The following is a 16,473-nucleotide window of genomic DNA, read 5'->3' on the forward strand; positions in this document are numbered from 1 at the left end:
GGTGTTGCCATAGCAAAGAGCCGGCGCGATCTTCCAGGCGGGAATGGCGATCGGGAAGTTCCAGGGCGTGATGATGCCGACGACGCCGACCGGCTCGCGGGTGATCTCGACGCCGATATTGGGCCGGGCCGACGGCAGCACCTCGCCCGCCAGTCGCAGGCATTCGCCGGCGAAGAAGTCGAAGATCTGGCCGGCACGCACCGCCTCGCCGATGCCTTCGACGAGCGTCTTGCCTTCCTCGCGCGACAGCAGCTTTCCGAGCTCGTCCTTGCGGGCGAGGATCTCGTCGGCGGTCTTCCTCAGGATGGCGTGGCGTTCGAGAATGCCGGAGCGAGACCAGGCCGGGAACGCCGCCTTTGCGGCCGCAATTGCAGCACGCGCATCGTCGGCCGAAGCGCGGGCATATTCGCCGACGACGTCGTTGGTGTTCGAGGGGTTGATGTTGGCAACCCCGTCACCACCGACCCATTCGCCGGCTATCAGGTTCTGATGCAATGTCATGGTTCCCTTTAGATCAGCCGGCGCGCCGCAAGATTACGCATCAGGTGCGATGTGCCAAATGTCCAGGGGCTACACTCGGTCGACAGACGCACTGTGTTCACAAGTTCCCCAAGTTGCCGATTCGAGATCGTGACTAGATCCCCGATCTTGTGCGTAAAACCCTGACCTGGAACGTCGCGATCTTCAACGGGCGCAAACAGTGTGCCCATAAACAACATGAAGCCATCGGGGTACTGATGGTGGTCACCGATGGTCTGTGCGACGAGGTCAAGCGGGTCGCGGCTGATTTCCTTCATGGAACTCCGGCCTGTCAGCGCATACCCATCCTCGCCTTCTATCCGCAAATTTAGCTCTGCATTGCGCACGTCGTCGAGCGAATAGCTCTCGTCGAGCAGCCGAATGAACGGTCCGAGCGCGCAGGATGCGTTGTTGTCCTTGGCCTTGCCAAGCAAGAGTGCTGACCGCCCCTCAACATCACGCAAGTTCACGTCATTACCGAGCGTCGCTCCCTTGACTATGCCTCTACTGTTGACAACCAGCACGACCTCGGGCTCGGGGTTATTCCATTTCGAAATCGGGTGCAGACCCACTTCATCCCCGTAGCCGACGGCCGACATGACCTGCCCTTTGGTGAAGACTTCGGCGTCGGGACCGATCCCGACTTCGAGATATTGGGACCATACGCCTTCTTCGATCAGCGCCTGCTTGACCTTTGCCGCCGCCGGTGAGCCGGCCTTGAGGTTGCTTAAGCTATCGCCGACGAGCATTGTCACCCGCTCGCGGATTTCGGAGGCACGTTCTGGATTGCCGGCAGCGCGCTCTTCGATGACTCTTTCGAGCATCGATCGTGCGAAGGTGACGCCGCACGCTTTGATCGCCTGGAGGTCACATGGCGCGAGGATCCGCCGCGTTTCGGACTTCGCAGGAGTTGCCGAGAGGAGCTCCACCAGATCGCAGATTGCCCTCCCCCGCTGCGCCCTGACGTATCTAACAGGATCATCCATCTCCGCGAGATCCCGCATCGTTGGCGCTTCTTTCGACGTGATATCGAAGACTACGCCCGCCCTGACAGTCACCAACACCGGCCCCTGTTCCTCAGATGACCACACACGACCAACGAAGGTGCCAGACTTATCGAGTTCCATATCGTTCATCCCAATTCAGCGTCATTGAAGCCGTCAGTTCCTCATGACGTTCGAGCACCCTTAAACCCGGACGGCCAACGAGATTATGTGCGTCTACCGGGTGGGAAACCGGCTCGAAACAAAAGAAGTCCGCCTTCGATCCTGGCGAATAGACCAGCGCATATCCAAGAGTATCGGAAACAGTGATCTTGACTGAAGCGGCCCCCGCTTCCTGGGAAATGATTGCTTCTCGCGCCCACCCACCGAAGGCGTTGTTAATCCAATGCTCGGGCAATACCCGGCCGTCGCCAAAGTTCCGGTCCGGAACCTCGCAAATGTTCCGCCGACCAGCGGGAAGATGATTGCCGTCTTCGAGCCAAAACTCCGTGGCCCGAAATTTCAGCCGAGTGCCCTCATTTCGCGGAAACCACGGATGGAACCCAATGCCGAAAGGTAGCGCTTGCTGCGAGAGGTTTTGGACGCGCAGCTCCACCACCAGCCTGTCGTCCCGAAGGGTAAAGAGCTGCCAAGCCCGATAACGAAATGGACCGATCTCCCCATCGCATCCGAGTTCCACTGTCTCATCATTGTGAGCAAGCAAGTGCCAGTGCCGCTGGAAGCCGTCGCCGTGAATAGGGAACGGCTCGCCGGCAAGGTTGGCAGGCACGCGATGGAACGCACTGTCATGCTCGAAACCGCCCCCGGAAATGCGGTTCGAAAACGGAACGAGGACGTTACATCCCAGTTCGAAGGGACCATCCTCCAACCGGCCATGCCAGGGCCTCAATACAGGTAGCCAGTCTCCGCTCGCAGTTCGCACATCAAGCTGCGCGATCCCACCACCAAGCGCCGGAACGAGCTGCAGGTGCGCGCTGCCGTTCTCGACGGTGACCCGTTCGACAACCATCTACCAACCGCCGTCAATGGCGAAATTCTGACCCGTGATCATGTCTGAGGCCGGGGAAACGAGGAAATAGACAAGCTCCGCCACGTCCTCGGGCTTGAGACGTGCCTTGATGCATTGCCGGTCCAGAACCCAATCATTGTACTCCTGAAGTCGATCTGCAAAGACACGGTTTTCGGCCTCGGAGATGACGGCTCCGGGGGAGATGGCATTGACGTTGATGCCATGATGGCCGAGTTCCCGCGCAAGCGACTTCGTCAGGCCGATCATCGCCCCCTTCGAAGCGACATAGGGCACATAACCATCCCACTGTCCGTTGAGTGTGATGGACGCGAAGTTGAGGATCTTTCCGCTTCGTTTTTGTTTCATCCATTCGGCACAGGCTCGCACCGCTGCAAAAGCAGCCGAGGAATTGACGCGGATTTGATCCTCGTACTCCTCGAGGCTGAAGTCCTGGAACGGCTTGTTGATGATGAGCGCAGCGTTGTTGATCAGGATGTCGATGCCACCTGACGCCTCGGCCTCCTGCCGAATGAGTTGCTCTGAGCGTGCCAGGTCGTTGAGATCACAACCGAGAAAACGCGCATTCTCGCCAAGGTCCTGCGTTGTCGCCTCTGCCTCGTGACCGGGGCGATCGAGCACGATGACGGCCGCGCCTTCGGCGCTGAGCTTACTGGTCTGTGCGCGACCGAGCGTGCCGAGACCGCCTGTGACCAGCGCCACCTTTCCCTCAAGTGGTTTCATCTGCATTCCTCCTCAGAGCACGGATTGAACTTCGTCGATCGACGTCTCGCTGACGCGCTTGTCGAGCACGATCTGCCCACGCGCCATAGCGACAACCCGGTCGCAGGACTCGAACACGTGGTGCATGTTGTGGCTGATGAAGATGCCGGTGACGTTCTGTTCCTTCAACGAGCGAACGAAACCTATGACCTTATTGGTTTCCTTCACCGACAGGTGATTTGTCGGCTCGTCGAGGATCATGACTTTCGACTTGAAGTGCATGGCTCGCGCGATAGCGACGCCCTGTCGTTGGCCACCCGAGAGTTCGCCAACCAAAGCGTCGGGCGAGCGCAGGTGCAGATCGACATCCGCGATGGCCCGTACGCTCTCCTTGCGCATCTTGCGCATGTCGAGCACGCCAATGCCGAAGAGGGAGTACTTGATCGGCTCGCGGCCAATAAAGAGATTCCGAGCGATCGACATGGTCGGCACCATGGAGTTGTATTGATAGATGGTCTCGATACCGAGCCGCATCGAGTCACGCGGACTTGATATCGTCGCCTCCTTGCCTTCGACAAAAATGCGACCTTCGTCCTGCTTCTGGACACCGGAAAGGATGTTGATCAGCGTCGACTTGCCCGCACCGTTGTCGCCGATCAGGCCGACGGCTTCATTGCGCGCGAAATCGACCGAGACACCCCTAAGGGCATGAACGCCGGAATACCATTTGTGCAGGTTTTTGACGGAAACAATTGGACCGTTCATCGCTCAGATCTCCACCTTAATCGCTTTGGCCCGCTTGCGCAGCCATGAATTGGCGACGACCGCAAAGATGGTCAGTGCTCCGATCGCGAACTTGAACCAGTTGGCATCGACTTGGCTGAGGATCAGACCGTTATCGATGACACGGATGAGCACGACGCCAATGATGCCTCCGAGGACGGCCCCCACTCCGCCATTCAAGGCGGTTCCGCCAATGACGGCTGCGGCGACGGCCTGGAGCTCCATACCCTCGCCAATCGAAGGCAGTGGCGAGCCAAGGCGCAGCACCTGAATAAGCCCGGCAAAGCCGCTAAGCACCGAGCACAGAATGAAGCAGGCAATCTTGACGCGCGCCGTCGGGATCCCGAGCGCATCTGCGGCCGGCAGGAACCCGCCAGTTGCTCGTATCCAGTTTCCCAGGTTCGTCCGGTTCAGAAGCAGAGACACAAGGACAGCAATGACGACGAACCAGATGAACGACATGCGAAGAAGTTGCCCTGGCCCCACGAAACTGGTGAAGAGCCATGTGGGAAGATCAGCCGGCAGGAGTGGCGGAAAGCCGCCGGAGATCACCACGGTGAGAGACCTCGCCACAAACATCATGCCAAGCGTGGTGATGAAACTCGGAATGGCGAACCGGATCGTCAGAAAACCGTTCAGGAAACCTATTGCCACGCAGACCAGCACGCCCGCGATAAAGGCCATCGGGAACGCGATCCCCATGGCCATCAGGACTGCCATCGTCATTGGCATCAAGGCGAACACCGCTCCCACCGAAAGATCGAATTCACCGCAAATCATCAAAACTGTGACGCCGATCGCTACCAGCGCCATTTCCGGCAGGATCCCAAAGAAGCCTCGCAGATTATCAAGGCTCAAGAAGACGCCTCCCGACCTTATCTGAAAGAGAACGATCATGAGAAAGAGGAGGAGAAGCGCCGCCAGTTCCGGCTTCTCCATGTAAATTTTCAGCATTCTTTTCATTACATGCACTCCCGAGCGGCAGGGCTGCTGGTTCGCAGGCCTCCAGCCAAATGCACAGCTTTGCGCGCCACTGTTGCCGCGCAAAGCCGATGCTTGATCGATTGGTTACTCTCTAATCGCTGGAACGTTGGAGAGAGGCGCTTACCTCAGGCCCTTTGCAGACAGGTCCATGATATTGTCGGCATCTTCCGGGCGCACGATCCCCTGCCCCGTATCGATGTCAGCCGGAGCGAGGCCAAAATTCCGGGCGAGATAGACCTGCATGACAGGCATGAACCCCTGCATGTAGGGCTGCTGATCGACCTGCACCTGGACATAGCCAGTCTGCATTTGCTGGACGACCTCGGGCACAAGATCGAAACCGCCCAGGAGCACCTTGCCTGGTGCGACCCCACGGTCCTTGAGCACGCGCGCTACGGCAGCATGCCAGAAGCCGGTGTCGAAGTAGGCTGTCGTGTCGGGATGCGCGTTGAGATAGGCGCCAACACGATCCGACGTGACCGCAAGGTCCGTTCCACTGTCGATCCGTTCCCAAGCGATGTCACGGCCAGGATTTGCAGCCTTAAACTCCTCGAGGAAGTCCATCACGCCCTGCCCGCGTGTTTCAGACCAATTCTGCCCCGGCGCCGAGATCCCGACGAGTACCTTGATCGGTCCTTCTTTCGGAAAATTCTCTGACATCGCCTTCCCGAGCGAGTACCCGGCTTTTCGGAAGCCCTGTCCGACGAAAGCGGCGCGCGCGTTTCCTTTCGCTCCCTCGCTGTCATCAACGTTGACGCCGATCACCTCCACGCCATTCTTGGTGGCCCGAGCGATGACGTCGTCAAACGCCTTGTCATCAACGATGGAGGTCAGAAGTGCGTCGGGCTTGCGCGCCAACGCAGCTTCCATGTTGGAGAGTTGCTGTTCCACAGACCCTTCAGTCTGTGTAAACACCATTTGGCAGCTTGCCGCGATCTTCTCACAGGCGTCGTCAAACCCCTTCTTCACCGCTTGCCAGAACGTATTCGAAGCCGACGAGTGATGTGTAAAGACGATCTTCAGCGGCTCGGCCGATGCGCCAAGCGCGCTCGAGCCGAGAAGCGCCAACCCTAATGCACTTCCAATCAAAACCGTTCGCATGCTTACTCCTCCTTAAGCTGCAGATTGCTGTCGAATTTCTTCAGTCCGCGCTTGAGACGCGGCGTGACACCGTGAATGCCTTTTCGAGGTCTGGGTTGAGCTCCATCCCGAGACCTGAACCGGGTGGGACCGTGATCATTCCGTTTCGAACTTCTGGAAGCGCCGTCACCAGGTCGCGGTACCAGGTTTTGTAGAAGGCTCGAACGCTTTCCTGAACCAACGCATTGGGGGCGTTGAGTGAGAGGTGCGTCGAAGCGCAAAGTACGACCGGACCAGTGCAATCGTGCGGCGCAACCGGGAGATGCCATGCCTCCGCCATCGCGGCGATCTTCCGCGCCTCCGACAGTCCGCCACACCAGCTTATGTCCAGCATGACCACGCCTGCAGCGTCAGTTTCCAAGAGGTCGCGGAAGGCCCATCTCGAACCCAAAGTTTCCGACGCTGAAATCGGCGCAGGCGAGACCGCCGCATAACGCTTGAGGCTCGAGAGGCTGTCCATCTTGATGGGGTCTTCGTGCCAGAATGTCTGGTACGGCTCGAGCGCGCGGGCAATCTGCATTGCCGGCAAGAGCTGCCACATCGAATGGAACTCGACCATTATGTCCATACGATCGCCGACCGCGGCGCGGATCTTCTCAAACGGTAACAACGCCGATTTAAGATCAGGAACCGAAATATATTGGCCGCGCGTCTTTTCCGCTGCGATGTCGAATGGCCATATCTTCATCGCGGTAATGCCCTCCTCCAGGAGAGACAAGGCAAGTTCGTCGGCGCGATGGAGGAAACCATTCAGGTCGTCGTAGTTGCGGCTGGCCGCAGAGGATAGGTCGTAGTTCGCCGTCGTCTGGCCGGTCGCCTTCTTGATGTATTCCGTACCGGCGCAGGTGTTGTAGGTCCGAATTTCATTGCGACTGAAGCCACCGAGCAGTTGCGCGATAGGTTGACCAGTCGCCTTTCCGAATATATCCCAGAGTGCAATGTCAAAGGCCGAATTGCCGCGTACCTCCGCACCGGACGAGCGAAACCCGAGGTAACCCACCAGGTCAGTCGCGAGAAGATCGATCTGGAGCGGGTTTCGGCCGATAACGCGCGGCGCGACATACTCGTGGATGTAGGCTTCGACAGTCTCGGCGCCGAAGAAAGTTTCTCCAAGTCCGGTCAGTCCCTCGTCCGTGTGTACGAGCAGCCAAAGCAGGTTCGGTCGCTCCGCGACGCGGAGCGTTTCAAGTCTCGTTATTTGCATTGGGCTATCCTTTAAGCGATACCGGCGGCGATCAGTGCTTTGGCACTCTCATCAAAATGGCGAGCCATAAGCTGGCTGGCGGCCTGCGGATCGCCGGCACGGATCGCCTCAGCTAACTCAATATGGATGCGATTCATGGCGTGCCGCTCCGCGTCGGAGGCGCGACTGCGCCACCCGATCGGCCAGGTCTGTCGAGAGACACCTTGAAAGGCTCCGACAATGATGGAGAAGATCGGGTTCTTGGAGGCGCGCGCGATCTCCAGGTGAAAGGCAAGGTCGCTTTCCATGACCTTGTCCGCATCGGCGAAATTCTTCTCCATCGCCTGCGCGTGGTCGAGGATGATGCGCGCTTCCGCATCCGTTCGCCTCAGCGCCGCTAGCGTCGCCGTTCGCATTTCGATCGTGCGGCGCACGTCATAAACCTGATTGATGTTGATCTGGGCGGTGTGCACACCGTGCTCGATCATCAGGGACATTGCGCCATGATCAAGTAGAGCCACGGTCGCGCGCTTTCCGACGTTGAGATCAATCAGCCGCATGGTGGCGAGTGACCGGAAAGCTTCACGAACCACCGATCGTGAGACGCTCAGCTCCTTCGACAGCGTAGCCTCGCTCGGAAGCCGATCGCCCGGGCCAAGCTCGTTTGTCCGGATGTGCTGGGTAATGGCGCCGATAGCTGTGCCGACGAGATTGCCGGATGCAAATTGCTCTTCGTCAAGGGGCGCCATAGTCATTTTTGTCTCCCGGTTTTATAAAACCTGTCGGACAGGTTGAATTGAACTGAGTCATAATTTATAGGTAAGCTGTGTGTCAAGAACCATTTTGCAGACAGCTCGGAGGAGTTATGAGAGTCGAAGTTGGCGTTGTCCTCGTGGCGGAAAATATCGTCGGAGAGAGTGCGGTATGGGATGATCGACAGCACAAGCTTTGTTGGGTCGACATCGTGGGAAAAGCGATCCACCGGTTCTGCCCAACGTCTCGCACGCATGAAACATGGCGCGTTCCCGATCTGGTCACTTCGATCGGTCTTCGAGCCGATGGTGGCGCAATTGTCGGGTCGAGAAAGTCGATCGCGCTATGGGACTTCGACGGGCCACTTCGTTTTGTGACGGAGGTCGAGCCTGAACTGCCAGGCAACCGACTGAATGAAGGCGTCGTCGCACCGGACGGGAGCTTCTGGGTGGGGACGATGCAAGACAACATCGCCGCCGACGGCACGCCGCTTGCGATGTCGGACAAAACAGGAAGGCTCTATCGCTATGCGCACGGAGAATTGCGTCCCGTATGTGATGACCGCTTTGGCATCACAAACACGCTCATTTGGACCAGCGACGGCCGCCTCATCACGGCGGACACCGAAGAAAACGCTATCTACAGCTACAAGTTCGATAGAGAGTCTGGGTTGCTACGCAATCGGCGAACCATTCTTTCGGGGTTTGAACGAGGCCGGCCGGATGGATCCTGCGTGGACGCCGAAGGTTTCATATGGAATTGTCGCGTTGCGGGCGGCGGTTGCGTCGTTCGATTTGCCCCGGATGGCAGGATAGATCGCGTCGTCGAGCTGCCCTGTTCCTGGCCGACAAGTTGCACATTCGGCGGGCCTGGATTTGAGACCCTTTTCGTAACTTCAGCACGCTTCACGATGCGCGATGAACATCTGGCAGCCAACCCACAGGAAGGCGCGGTGTTGGCAGTAAACCCCGGTGTTCGCGGACTACCGGCTAACCGCTTCGTAGAGTGACGGACCAAGCTGAAAGCCGTTCAGAAGGACGGCTTCGGTTCATTTCACTCGATACAATATGCGATCCTAAACGCGCGAAACCGTACTTAGAGCGCTCCATTCGGCCGAGATTCCCTGCTAATCCGAGGAGCGATGGTACGGCGTCCATCCCGACCGGATAGTCAATCGATAGACGATGGGTTGTGCAAAGCTTGAGTCGACCGCTTGCAACCTGCGGCAAGACAGGAGGAAAATGACGGCGCCGTCGCTCCTTCACTCACGGAGTGGATTGAAAACCGTAATCGAAATGATGCGCCTGCAGATCTGTTTTCAAGAACGACATCGCCGCCGTGTAATTCCATTATTTCCTGCACAAGCTTAAGTCCCAGACCCGAACCACCAGCACGCTGATAGCGCTTGAAGAGAATGGCTCAAAGATACGTCCGTGCAATTCAACGGGATTACCCTTTCCGTCGTCACTAACTTCGACCCAGACCGCCTGGGGTCAGTCGAACACCCCGCTTTTCGATATCGATGGAATCCGCTTGTGCGGCTGCTCGTTCCATTCCTGTCATCGCTCTTCGAACCACAATTGGCGTGGCAACAAACGCGCCAAGCCCAATATGGGTAGTACCAGTTTCAACAAGATCAACGAAATACCGAGGAATACTAGAAAAAATGGCGCCGATACTGACGACCCGGTCATGATCTGAAGCCGGCCAGCCTCAGTTTCCACCCAACGCATCCTGGCCACTGGCCTATCCGGATCGCCAATATTCCAACCCAGCCTTGCCTGTCCCACATGGTCCAGCGCGTTGCCAATAACCGCGTATTCAGGAGGGATCGTCCCTTCGGACAGGACATGCCCTTGTCCATCACGAATAATGAACCACAGGTCTGGCACGTCTTGACGAAACGCCTTTACCGCATCGGTGTCTCGGAGCGAAAAGCCGCCATGCTGATCGGGCTTAACTGCCGCTCGCAATATTTCGACTGTGTTTTCGGTCGATCGGAACTGGAACAGTTGCCCCGAACCAAAAAGCACCGCGACCACGAGAACCAGTACCGCAGATTGCACTGCCAGTAGACGCCAGAACAATCTGCGCCTCAGCGAATATGTATGTGCCTCAGTCAAGACTCTTCACGCAGCAAATATCCGACACCCCGAATGACGTTGATGACAACGCCTGCATCGGCATCGGACAGCTTCCGTCTGAGCCGAGATATGTGAGAGTCGAGGGCATTTGACTGGATTTCGTCGTCGAAACCAAAGACCGCTTCCATCAAAGCTGGACGTGGCACCATTCGCCCAACCCTGCGCACGAGACTTTCCAGCACCAACATTTCCCGCCGCGGCATTTCAAGCCGCTGCGAGGCCACCAATACGTCGCGAAACTCCAAATCAAACGTCAGTTTACCGACCGAGACTATTTGCGACTGAACCAGCCCAGGACGTCGCATCACGGCGCGCAAGCGGGCAACGAGCTCATCGAAATCGAATGGCTTGGCCATATAATCATCGGCACCAGTCTCCAACCCGTCGATCCTGTCTGGAACACACCCTTTGGCTGTCAGCACGATAACGGGCACCGCAATACCGCCAGCACGCAGCTTTGGTATCAGGGTCAAACCATCCCCATCTGGCAGTTGGCGGTCCAGCGGGCTCGTCTTTTCGACCACCAGCAGATACCGCTCGTGCGACAAAGTCATGGGTGCATCAGATGCCCTCGCCGTAAAACTGTGGCCCGGCAGCGGCATGCCTCCGCACGTTTCTCATGCTTATCGGAGTGATTTTGACTCACTTCGACCTTCGCGGCCGGATCGCATGCCGTTCCCTGTTCGAACCGTCCGCTGGCTGTAGCATCTTGCGAAACTCATCCCGTCGCTCATGAATGGATGCTATCACCGGGCCCATCGGAATGCCGATGCCAACGAGCACCGCCTGCGACAGTTGGAGGCTGGCTTCGATGGTCTCTGGCACCGCATCCGTCACTTTGAGTTCGTATAACTCAGTTGCGTGCACCGCATCTCGTGCGCGGGCGACAATAGTGAGATCCGCCCGCTCGGCTCTTGCAGAGGAGACGATAGAGGCCACAGCCTCTGCGTTATCCAAGGTTACAACAAGTGCGCGAGCACTCTGGATTCCGCAGCGTCGAAGCAACTCGATTCGTGTGGCATCGCCATAATAGATCGTAGAACCGCGCCCTCGCTCCTTGCCGACAAGCGCGGGATCGGCGTCGATTGCCAGGAACCTCAACCCATGTCGCGTGAGCATCTCCGCGACCAGTTGCCCGACACGTCCATAGCCGACGACGATCACACGCTCTAAGCCGTCATCATGCTGGGGCGTCAGTCCTGCAAACGAAGGATCAGCCGTCCCGGCATATGCCCTATCGCGGCCCAGCAGGCGCACCAGCAAGGGAACGCCGATCATCGTCAAGGTTGCCGCGACTGTGGCAGTGGCGGCAACGGCACCAGGGACAACATTGCCTGCCACAGCAGCGCCGATAAGGATTAATGCGAACTCGCCGCCAGGTCCTACCACAAGTGCGACTTCGCCGGCATGGCGGGTCGTCAGTCCTGACAGGCGCGCGATCGGAAAGAGGGTCAGAGCTTTTATGGCAAACAGCCCGATCGCGACGCCGACTGTGACGACCGGGTTGGCAATGATCTCGGAAAGATCCAGACGAGCTCCAACGGATACGAAGAAGAGCCCAAGCAAAAGCCCCTGGAAGGGCTGGATGGTAACCTCGATCTGACGACGATACTCGGTTTCAGCGAGCAAGAGACCTGCAACGAAAGCGCCGAGCGCCATCGACTGACCACTGAGGGCTGTGATTAGGCCAGAACCGATTACGACCAAGAGGCATGCAGCGACGAACAATTCGTTACTCTTTGTTGTCGCGACCAGTTTGAACAAAGGTCGCAGAATGAGGCGACCGATGCCGGCCATCGCGAAAAGCGCCACTGCGGCAGGCGCCAGAGCATACAACAGGCCGGCGCCGAGCCCCGTGCCTCCGCGCGAGCCCAAAATCGTCACCATGAACAGGAGAGGCGCCACGGCGAGATCTTGGAAGAGCAATACGGCGAAACTTGCCCGCCCAACGGTGGTGTTCAGCAGTTTGCGCTCAACAAGCGACGGCAGAATGATCGCCGTCGACGACATGGCGAGCGCACTGCCAAGCACCACCGCTGAAGCCGGAGTTTGGCCCAGCAAGCCCGCGATGGCCGCGAGGACGGCTGTCGAGGTGATGACCTGAAGGCCGCCCAATCCGAAGACGAGCTTGCGCATTAACAGAAGACGGCTCCACGACAGCTCGAGCGCGATCATAAAAAGCAGGAATGCCACGCCGAATTCCGCAAGATGCGCGATCTGTCCAACGTCGGTGATTGAGATTGCGGAGAGCCACGGCCAATCTCCTACGAGCGCTCCAAGACCGAAGGGACCAAGCAAGATGCCGGCTGCGAGAAAGCCAAAAACCGGGCTCAGTTTCAATCGCCCAAACAGTGGCACGATAACGCCTGCCGTCGTCAGAAAAAGCAGAAGCTCCTTGTAATTTTCTGGTCCTGGCGTCATCGATAGCTCACAACCCTTGGTTCAGAGTGACGGGCGCATAGTGTACCAAGCCGACTGGCATCTCTTTTCTTCCCCTGAAGGATCCTACTCTCATTTTCAGAGGAATGTCCCGGGAGTGGTACCCTCGCATTTGTGGCTGGTGGCGACGACAGTTCCGTATTTTCACGCACGGACGGCTTCGCACTGTTAGCAGGTTCGTACGCCTTCCCGAACCGCGCCGGGAACCAATGCCTAGATGGCTAACGGCGCTGGAAACGGGAGAACAGGCTTCGTGTCGTATGCCGAGCCAGCCAAGACTCGGCACGAAGCGACGACCGAACGCGCCAATCACGCGATTTAGGGCATCGAACTACCGCAGAGGCGCACCATATGAGGCTGTGACAGAGCTTTGCGCACTTGGAGCAGTTGTGCAAACGGCCGCCGAAAGCACGATTAAGGCCTCTGTTTCAGATCGTACCCCTCGCAGGGCCGCCAACAACTTCTTTGAGCGAAAGACACGACAAAGCTTGGAGAGGTATTGCAAGAAACCTTCATGTTGCCCGTAAGGCCATATCACCGCGAGAAAGATATCGACTGGCTCGTCGTCGGGTGCGTTGAACTCGATCGGTTCGCGCAGGGTAACAAGCACTTTAGCCGCAGTTATCAAACCCGGAATAAACGCGTGCGGTAGGGCAAAGCCTTCCCCGAAACCCGTCGAACCAAGAGCCTCCCGGTCGAGCAGGCCGTCTAGAATGACACTGGCTGGGACGCGAGTGCGCTGCGCTAGGTGAGACGAAATGGCCTGGAGAACCGCCCGCCCGCCCCCCGCCGGCACGCCGAGCATCAAATCATCTTCGAAGCCGAGTTTTTCATTATTCATTTTCTCCTCCCCCGCTTCTCTCTGGCCGGCAAAGATCGCGCTGGTTTCACTCCATATTGCCCAATTTTGAACTGGTGCCTTGTGCCTCCGATTTCAAGCGACGTCGCAGCAAACGCCCAATAGTCTTTCGGAGCGGGGACGACCGTCCTCAAGAAGTATTTATTGGTCGCCAAACGACCGACGCTCAATCGCGGCCAGACACGTGGAAGCGGGTTACATTAAACCGGGGTCTGTTGCGGCGATCGCGGCGGCCTCAAAGCAGGCCGATAAGGAGCGGGAATGCAGAAATCCAATCTTGATGCCATTCTTAGTGAGCTCGCCGCCCGCGAACCGATCTTCCATCAGCGGGAGTTTGGCACCAGCCGGGAAGATCTTCTGAAAATGACGGCCGATGATTTCTGGGAGATCGGCGCAAGTGGCAAAATCTATGGCCGCGATTTCGTCATCGAAAACCTCCTGGAACGCTACAAAACGCAGGAACCTGACGACTTGTCGTGCACTGATTTCTCAATCCGGCAGCTTGCTGAGAACCTATACCAGCTCAACTATGTCCTTCAGCAGGCCTGACAGGCGAACTCGCAGGACGACGCTTTGTGTGTATGGCAGATCGTCTTCCACCAAGGAACCATCATCACCTGACGAACCGGAGCTTATGTAGGTTTTCTGTTCCGTTGCTACTCAACCCCTGACTTTGGCTGGGGAACCAACGCCCGATCCGACTGTTCGCGCTCGGGCTCTGGAACGACGTCCGTCCTCTTCTCAAACCGGACATCAGCGTCTCGGCTCTACGCAAGGCGATGGCGACCGATGTGCATTCGCGGAGCCACACCGCTGCCGTGGCAGCGGCCAACGAGTAGAGCCGGTAAGGCTGGATGCAACGCGCCAGCTACGCCACTATGAAATCGTAACGGCCGAATTTTCCGTCGCTCGTCGTTCTGATGTCGAGCAACAAGTCTGCGTTGAATATGCGGTCACGCTCATTGTCCGGCTCATCGGCAAAATACAGCTGCGTCGTCAGCACGTTCCCGCCAGGCCTTTGGACTTTCACGTGGTAATGCCGGGTGCGACCAGGATAGAGTCCAGGCACGATCGTCTCGAACCACCATTTGCCTTCTGCATCCGTGAATTGATGTCCGCGGAGTTTGTATCCGCTATTGTCGTAGGTGCCGCTCTCATCGGCGTGCCATAGCTCGATCAACGCTTTTGCTACCGGTTGGCAGTCCTTGGTTAGCACGTAGCCAACAAGTGTCATTCTTTCACCGCCCGGTGCATCGCTCGCGAAGTCCTGTTTTTCAGGGCTCTGCGGCGTAAAATACGGGCCTTCGGTCTGTGCCGGCGTCAACTCGTGGTCATCACCGCAACTAGCCGTAAGCGGCAACTCCACCGGAGAGCCGGCTGCATGGCCGAGTCTCGGCAGCACAATCGGCGTGGCGACGAAGCTGATAAGGAAATGTCGCCGGGTCGGCATGGCGTTGTATCTCCAAACATGGAAGCCAAGATCGTTGCGGCCCCATTGGGCAGAAGTGGGGCGGACATTACCAGAATTCGCGACCGGCAACTTCATCAGGCGAGGGCTGCTGCTGAAGCGTCGCCGGTCTACACGGTTTGCACGCCGGCATCTGGTGTCTGACTTGGAGCAGTAGCAATGCCGTTCCATTGACGTCGTCTGCTTTAGGTCGAAAGCTACCCAAATCTCACGCCTTGATGGGAATCGACATTCTCGACCACTCTAATCGTTTGGCCGAGCCTGCTTTCATAAAAGGCAGCGCGCTCGCGTCCTCACAACGACACCGTGCCAACATATCTCGCCGGAGCAGAGAAATTATCTTGACAGAACACGAAAGTCGAAATCTTATTGTAAAGCGGTTTAGTAAATCGGTTTACAACGGCAAGGGATGGAGCCAAGGTGACCACACGACGCGTCACAAGCCTCAAGGATGTAGCCCGCGCTGCCGGCGTTTCCGTGACGACGGTCTCGCGGCTGCTGAACGGATCGCTCGACCTTCCTCACGAGACGAAGAAGCGGATCTCCGACGCGATCCACGACCTCAATTACCAGCCCAACCCGCATGCCCGCCGGCTCAGCCGCGGTCGTTCCGATACGATCGGTCTTGTCGTTCCGGATATCGCCAATCCGTTCTTCGCCACGCTCGTGGCCGCGGTCGAAGAAGAAGCGGATACTCGCGGGCTTGCCGTCTCTCTTTACGCGACACTCAACCGCGCCGGTCGCGAGGTCGCCTATCTCCAGCTCATCGAGCGCAATCACGTCGATGGCCTGATCTTCGTCACCAACCACCCGGATGACGGTCAACTCGCCACCCTGATAAACCGAACCGGCAAAGTCGTGATCGCCGACGAAGACGTTCCGGGTGCTCAGGCGCCAAAGCTGTTCTGCGACAATGAGCTGGGCGGATCGCTTGCCGGCAGGCATCTGGCCGAATTCGGGCACAAAGATGTACTGTTCGTCGGCGGCCCGGAAGCGATGATCAGTTCACGTCGGCGCTTCAACGGTCTTGAACGGGCGCTGCGCGACGCTTTTGGCGAGGATTTCCGTCTTTCTAAATACGCTGGCGACTACACGGTGGCTTTCGGACGGCAGGCAGCAAAGCGCTTCATCGAGGAAGGCCGCCCGGCAACGGCAATTTTCGCCAGTTCGGACGAAATCGCCATTGGCATGATCGAGGTCTTCCGTGACCAGGGGGTGTCAATCCCGGACGACGTCTCGGTCATCGGCTTCGACGATGTCGGCCCGCTCCACCTTTTCGGTCCGCCCATGACCGCTATTCGCCAGCCGGTCCGCGCGATCGGCGAGCGTGCCCTCTCCCTTCTTCTCGAAACAAACTGGCAGGACAAGCAGGCTCCCATCGAGGAGCTCCTGCCGGTCGAAATCGTCGTGCGGAAATCCGTTGCTCCGCCTGCGAAACGATAAATCACGCAATGGAGAACCAACAGAG

General features: G+C 57.9%; 18 protein-coding genes. 3 read left to right on the forward strand and 15 right to left on the reverse strand.

The annotated features are described in order from the left end of the window. The 9 genes from BLU35_RS27995 to BLU35_RS28035 form a co-directional block, all read right to left on the reverse strand. On the reverse strand, positions 1-501 hold a 501-nt coding region (locus tag BLU35_RS27995; protein ID WP_143033010.1), incomplete at its 3' end, for an aldehyde dehydrogenase family protein. An 8-nt stretch (positions 502-509) separates the two neighbouring features. After that, complete coding sequence (locus BLU35_RS28000; protein WP_093235398.1) at positions 510-1,646, reverse strand: fumarylacetoacetate hydrolase family protein; 1,137 nt, start codon at positions 1,644-1,646, stop codon at positions 510-512. After that, a complete protein-coding gene (locus tag BLU35_RS28005; RefSeq protein ID WP_093235400.1) occupies positions 1,633-2,532 on the reverse strand; it encodes an aldose 1-epimerase in 900 nt (299 codons plus the stop codon). The genes BLU35_RS28000 and BLU35_RS28005 overlap by 14 nt, the downstream gene beginning before the upstream one ends. Then, complete coding sequence (locus tag BLU35_RS28010; protein WP_093235458.1) at positions 2,533-3,273, reverse strand: SDR family oxidoreductase; 741 nt, start codon at positions 3,271-3,273, stop codon at positions 2,533-2,535. It lies immediately after the preceding gene. A 12-nt stretch (positions 3,274-3,285) separates the two neighbouring features. Then, complete coding sequence (locus BLU35_RS28015; RefSeq protein WP_093235401.1) at positions 3,286-4,017, reverse strand: ATP-binding cassette domain-containing protein; 732 nt, start codon at positions 4,015-4,017, stop codon at positions 3,286-3,288. Positions 4,018-4,020: 3 nt separating this feature from the next. Further along, positions 4,021-4,998 carry an ABC transporter permease gene (locus BLU35_RS28020; RefSeq protein WP_093235403.1) on the reverse strand — a complete coding sequence of 326 codons (978 nt, stop codon included), beginning with the start codon at positions 4,996-4,998 and terminating at the stop codon, positions 4,021-4,023. Positions 4,999-5,139: 141 nt separating this feature from the next. Further along, on the reverse strand, positions 5,140-6,120 hold the full coding sequence (locus tag BLU35_RS28025; RefSeq protein ID WP_093235404.1) for a sugar ABC transporter substrate-binding protein: 981 nt from the start codon (positions 6,118-6,120) through the stop codon (positions 5,140-5,142). Between the two features lie 40 nt (positions 6,121-6,160). Continuing rightward, positions 6,161-7,363, reverse strand: coding sequence for a mandelate racemase/muconate lactonizing enzyme family protein (locus BLU35_RS28030; RefSeq protein ID WP_093235406.1), 1,203 nt, complete (start codon positions 7,361-7,363; stop codon positions 6,161-6,163). Positions 7,364-7,374: 11 nt separating this feature from the next. Then, complete coding sequence (locus BLU35_RS28035; protein WP_093235407.1) at positions 7,375-8,091, reverse strand: FadR/GntR family transcriptional regulator; 717 nt, start codon at positions 8,089-8,091, stop codon at positions 7,375-7,377. 116 nt (positions 8,092-8,207) lie between these two features. Between BLU35_RS28035 and BLU35_RS28040 the strand changes: the two genes are divergently transcribed. Beyond that, entirely contained in the window at positions 8,208-9,104 is an 897-nt protein-coding gene (locus tag BLU35_RS28040) for an SMP-30/gluconolactonase/LRE family protein (protein WP_093235409.1), read from the forward strand. A 161-nt stretch (positions 9,105-9,265) separates the two neighbouring features. Here BLU35_RS28040 and BLU35_RS36765 read toward each other — a convergent pair whose 3' ends face one another. The 5 genes from BLU35_RS36765 to BLU35_RS28060 all read right to left on the reverse strand — a co-directional run bounded on the left by BLU35_RS36765 (position 9,266) and on the right by BLU35_RS28060 (position 13,519). After that, complete coding sequence (locus BLU35_RS36765; RefSeq protein ID WP_353615052.1) at positions 9,266-9,457, reverse strand: hypothetical protein; 192 nt, start codon at positions 9,455-9,457, stop codon at positions 9,266-9,268. A gap of 197 nt (positions 9,458-9,654) precedes the next feature. Then, positions 9,655-10,182: a hypothetical protein gene (locus BLU35_RS36380; RefSeq protein WP_143033011.1), complete on the reverse strand. Its 528-nt coding sequence runs from the start codon at positions 10,180-10,182 to the stop codon at positions 9,655-9,657. Positions 10,183-10,214: 32 nt separating this feature from the next. Beyond that, a complete protein-coding gene (locus BLU35_RS28050; RefSeq protein WP_286161650.1) occupies positions 10,215-10,793 on the reverse strand; it encodes a response regulator transcription factor in 579 nt (192 codons plus the stop codon). Between the two features lie 88 nt (positions 10,794-10,881). Further along, complete coding sequence (locus BLU35_RS28055; protein ID WP_093235412.1) at positions 10,882-12,660, reverse strand: cation:proton antiporter domain-containing protein; 1,779 nt, start codon at positions 12,658-12,660, stop codon at positions 10,882-10,884. A gap of 349 nt (positions 12,661-13,009) precedes the next feature. Further along, positions 13,010-13,519: a PTS sugar transporter subunit IIA gene (locus BLU35_RS28060; RefSeq protein WP_093235413.1), complete on the reverse strand. Its 510-nt coding sequence runs from the start codon at positions 13,517-13,519 to the stop codon at positions 13,010-13,012. 279 nt (positions 13,520-13,798) lie between these two features. Here BLU35_RS28060 and BLU35_RS28065 point away from each other — a divergent pair, with 279 nt between their 5' ends. Then, entirely contained in the window at positions 13,799-14,086 is a 288-nt protein-coding gene (locus BLU35_RS28065) for a DUF4440 domain-containing protein (protein WP_286161651.1), read from the forward strand. 319 nt (positions 14,087-14,405) lie between these two features. Here the strand turns inward: BLU35_RS28065 and BLU35_RS28070 are convergent, their stop codons facing one another. After that, positions 14,406-15,083, reverse strand: a complete 678-nt coding sequence (locus tag BLU35_RS28070; RefSeq protein ID WP_353615053.1) for a dioxygenase family protein — start codon at positions 15,081-15,083, stop codon at positions 14,406-14,408. A gap of 342 nt (positions 15,084-15,425) precedes the next feature. Here BLU35_RS28070 and BLU35_RS28075 point away from each other — a divergent pair, with 342 nt between their 5' ends. Beyond that, positions 15,426-16,448 (forward strand): LacI family DNA-binding transcriptional regulator, encoded by a 1,023-nt coding sequence (locus BLU35_RS28075; protein ID WP_093235415.1) that lies wholly within the window; start codon positions 15,426-15,428, stop codon positions 16,446-16,448. Positions 16,449-16,473 lie beyond the last annotated feature (25 nt).

Origin of the sequence: Sinorhizobium sp. NFACC03 (assembly GCF_900103435.1) — a bacterium.
Taxonomy (GTDB): Bacteria; Pseudomonadota; Alphaproteobacteria; order Rhizobiales; family Rhizobiaceae; genus Ensifer.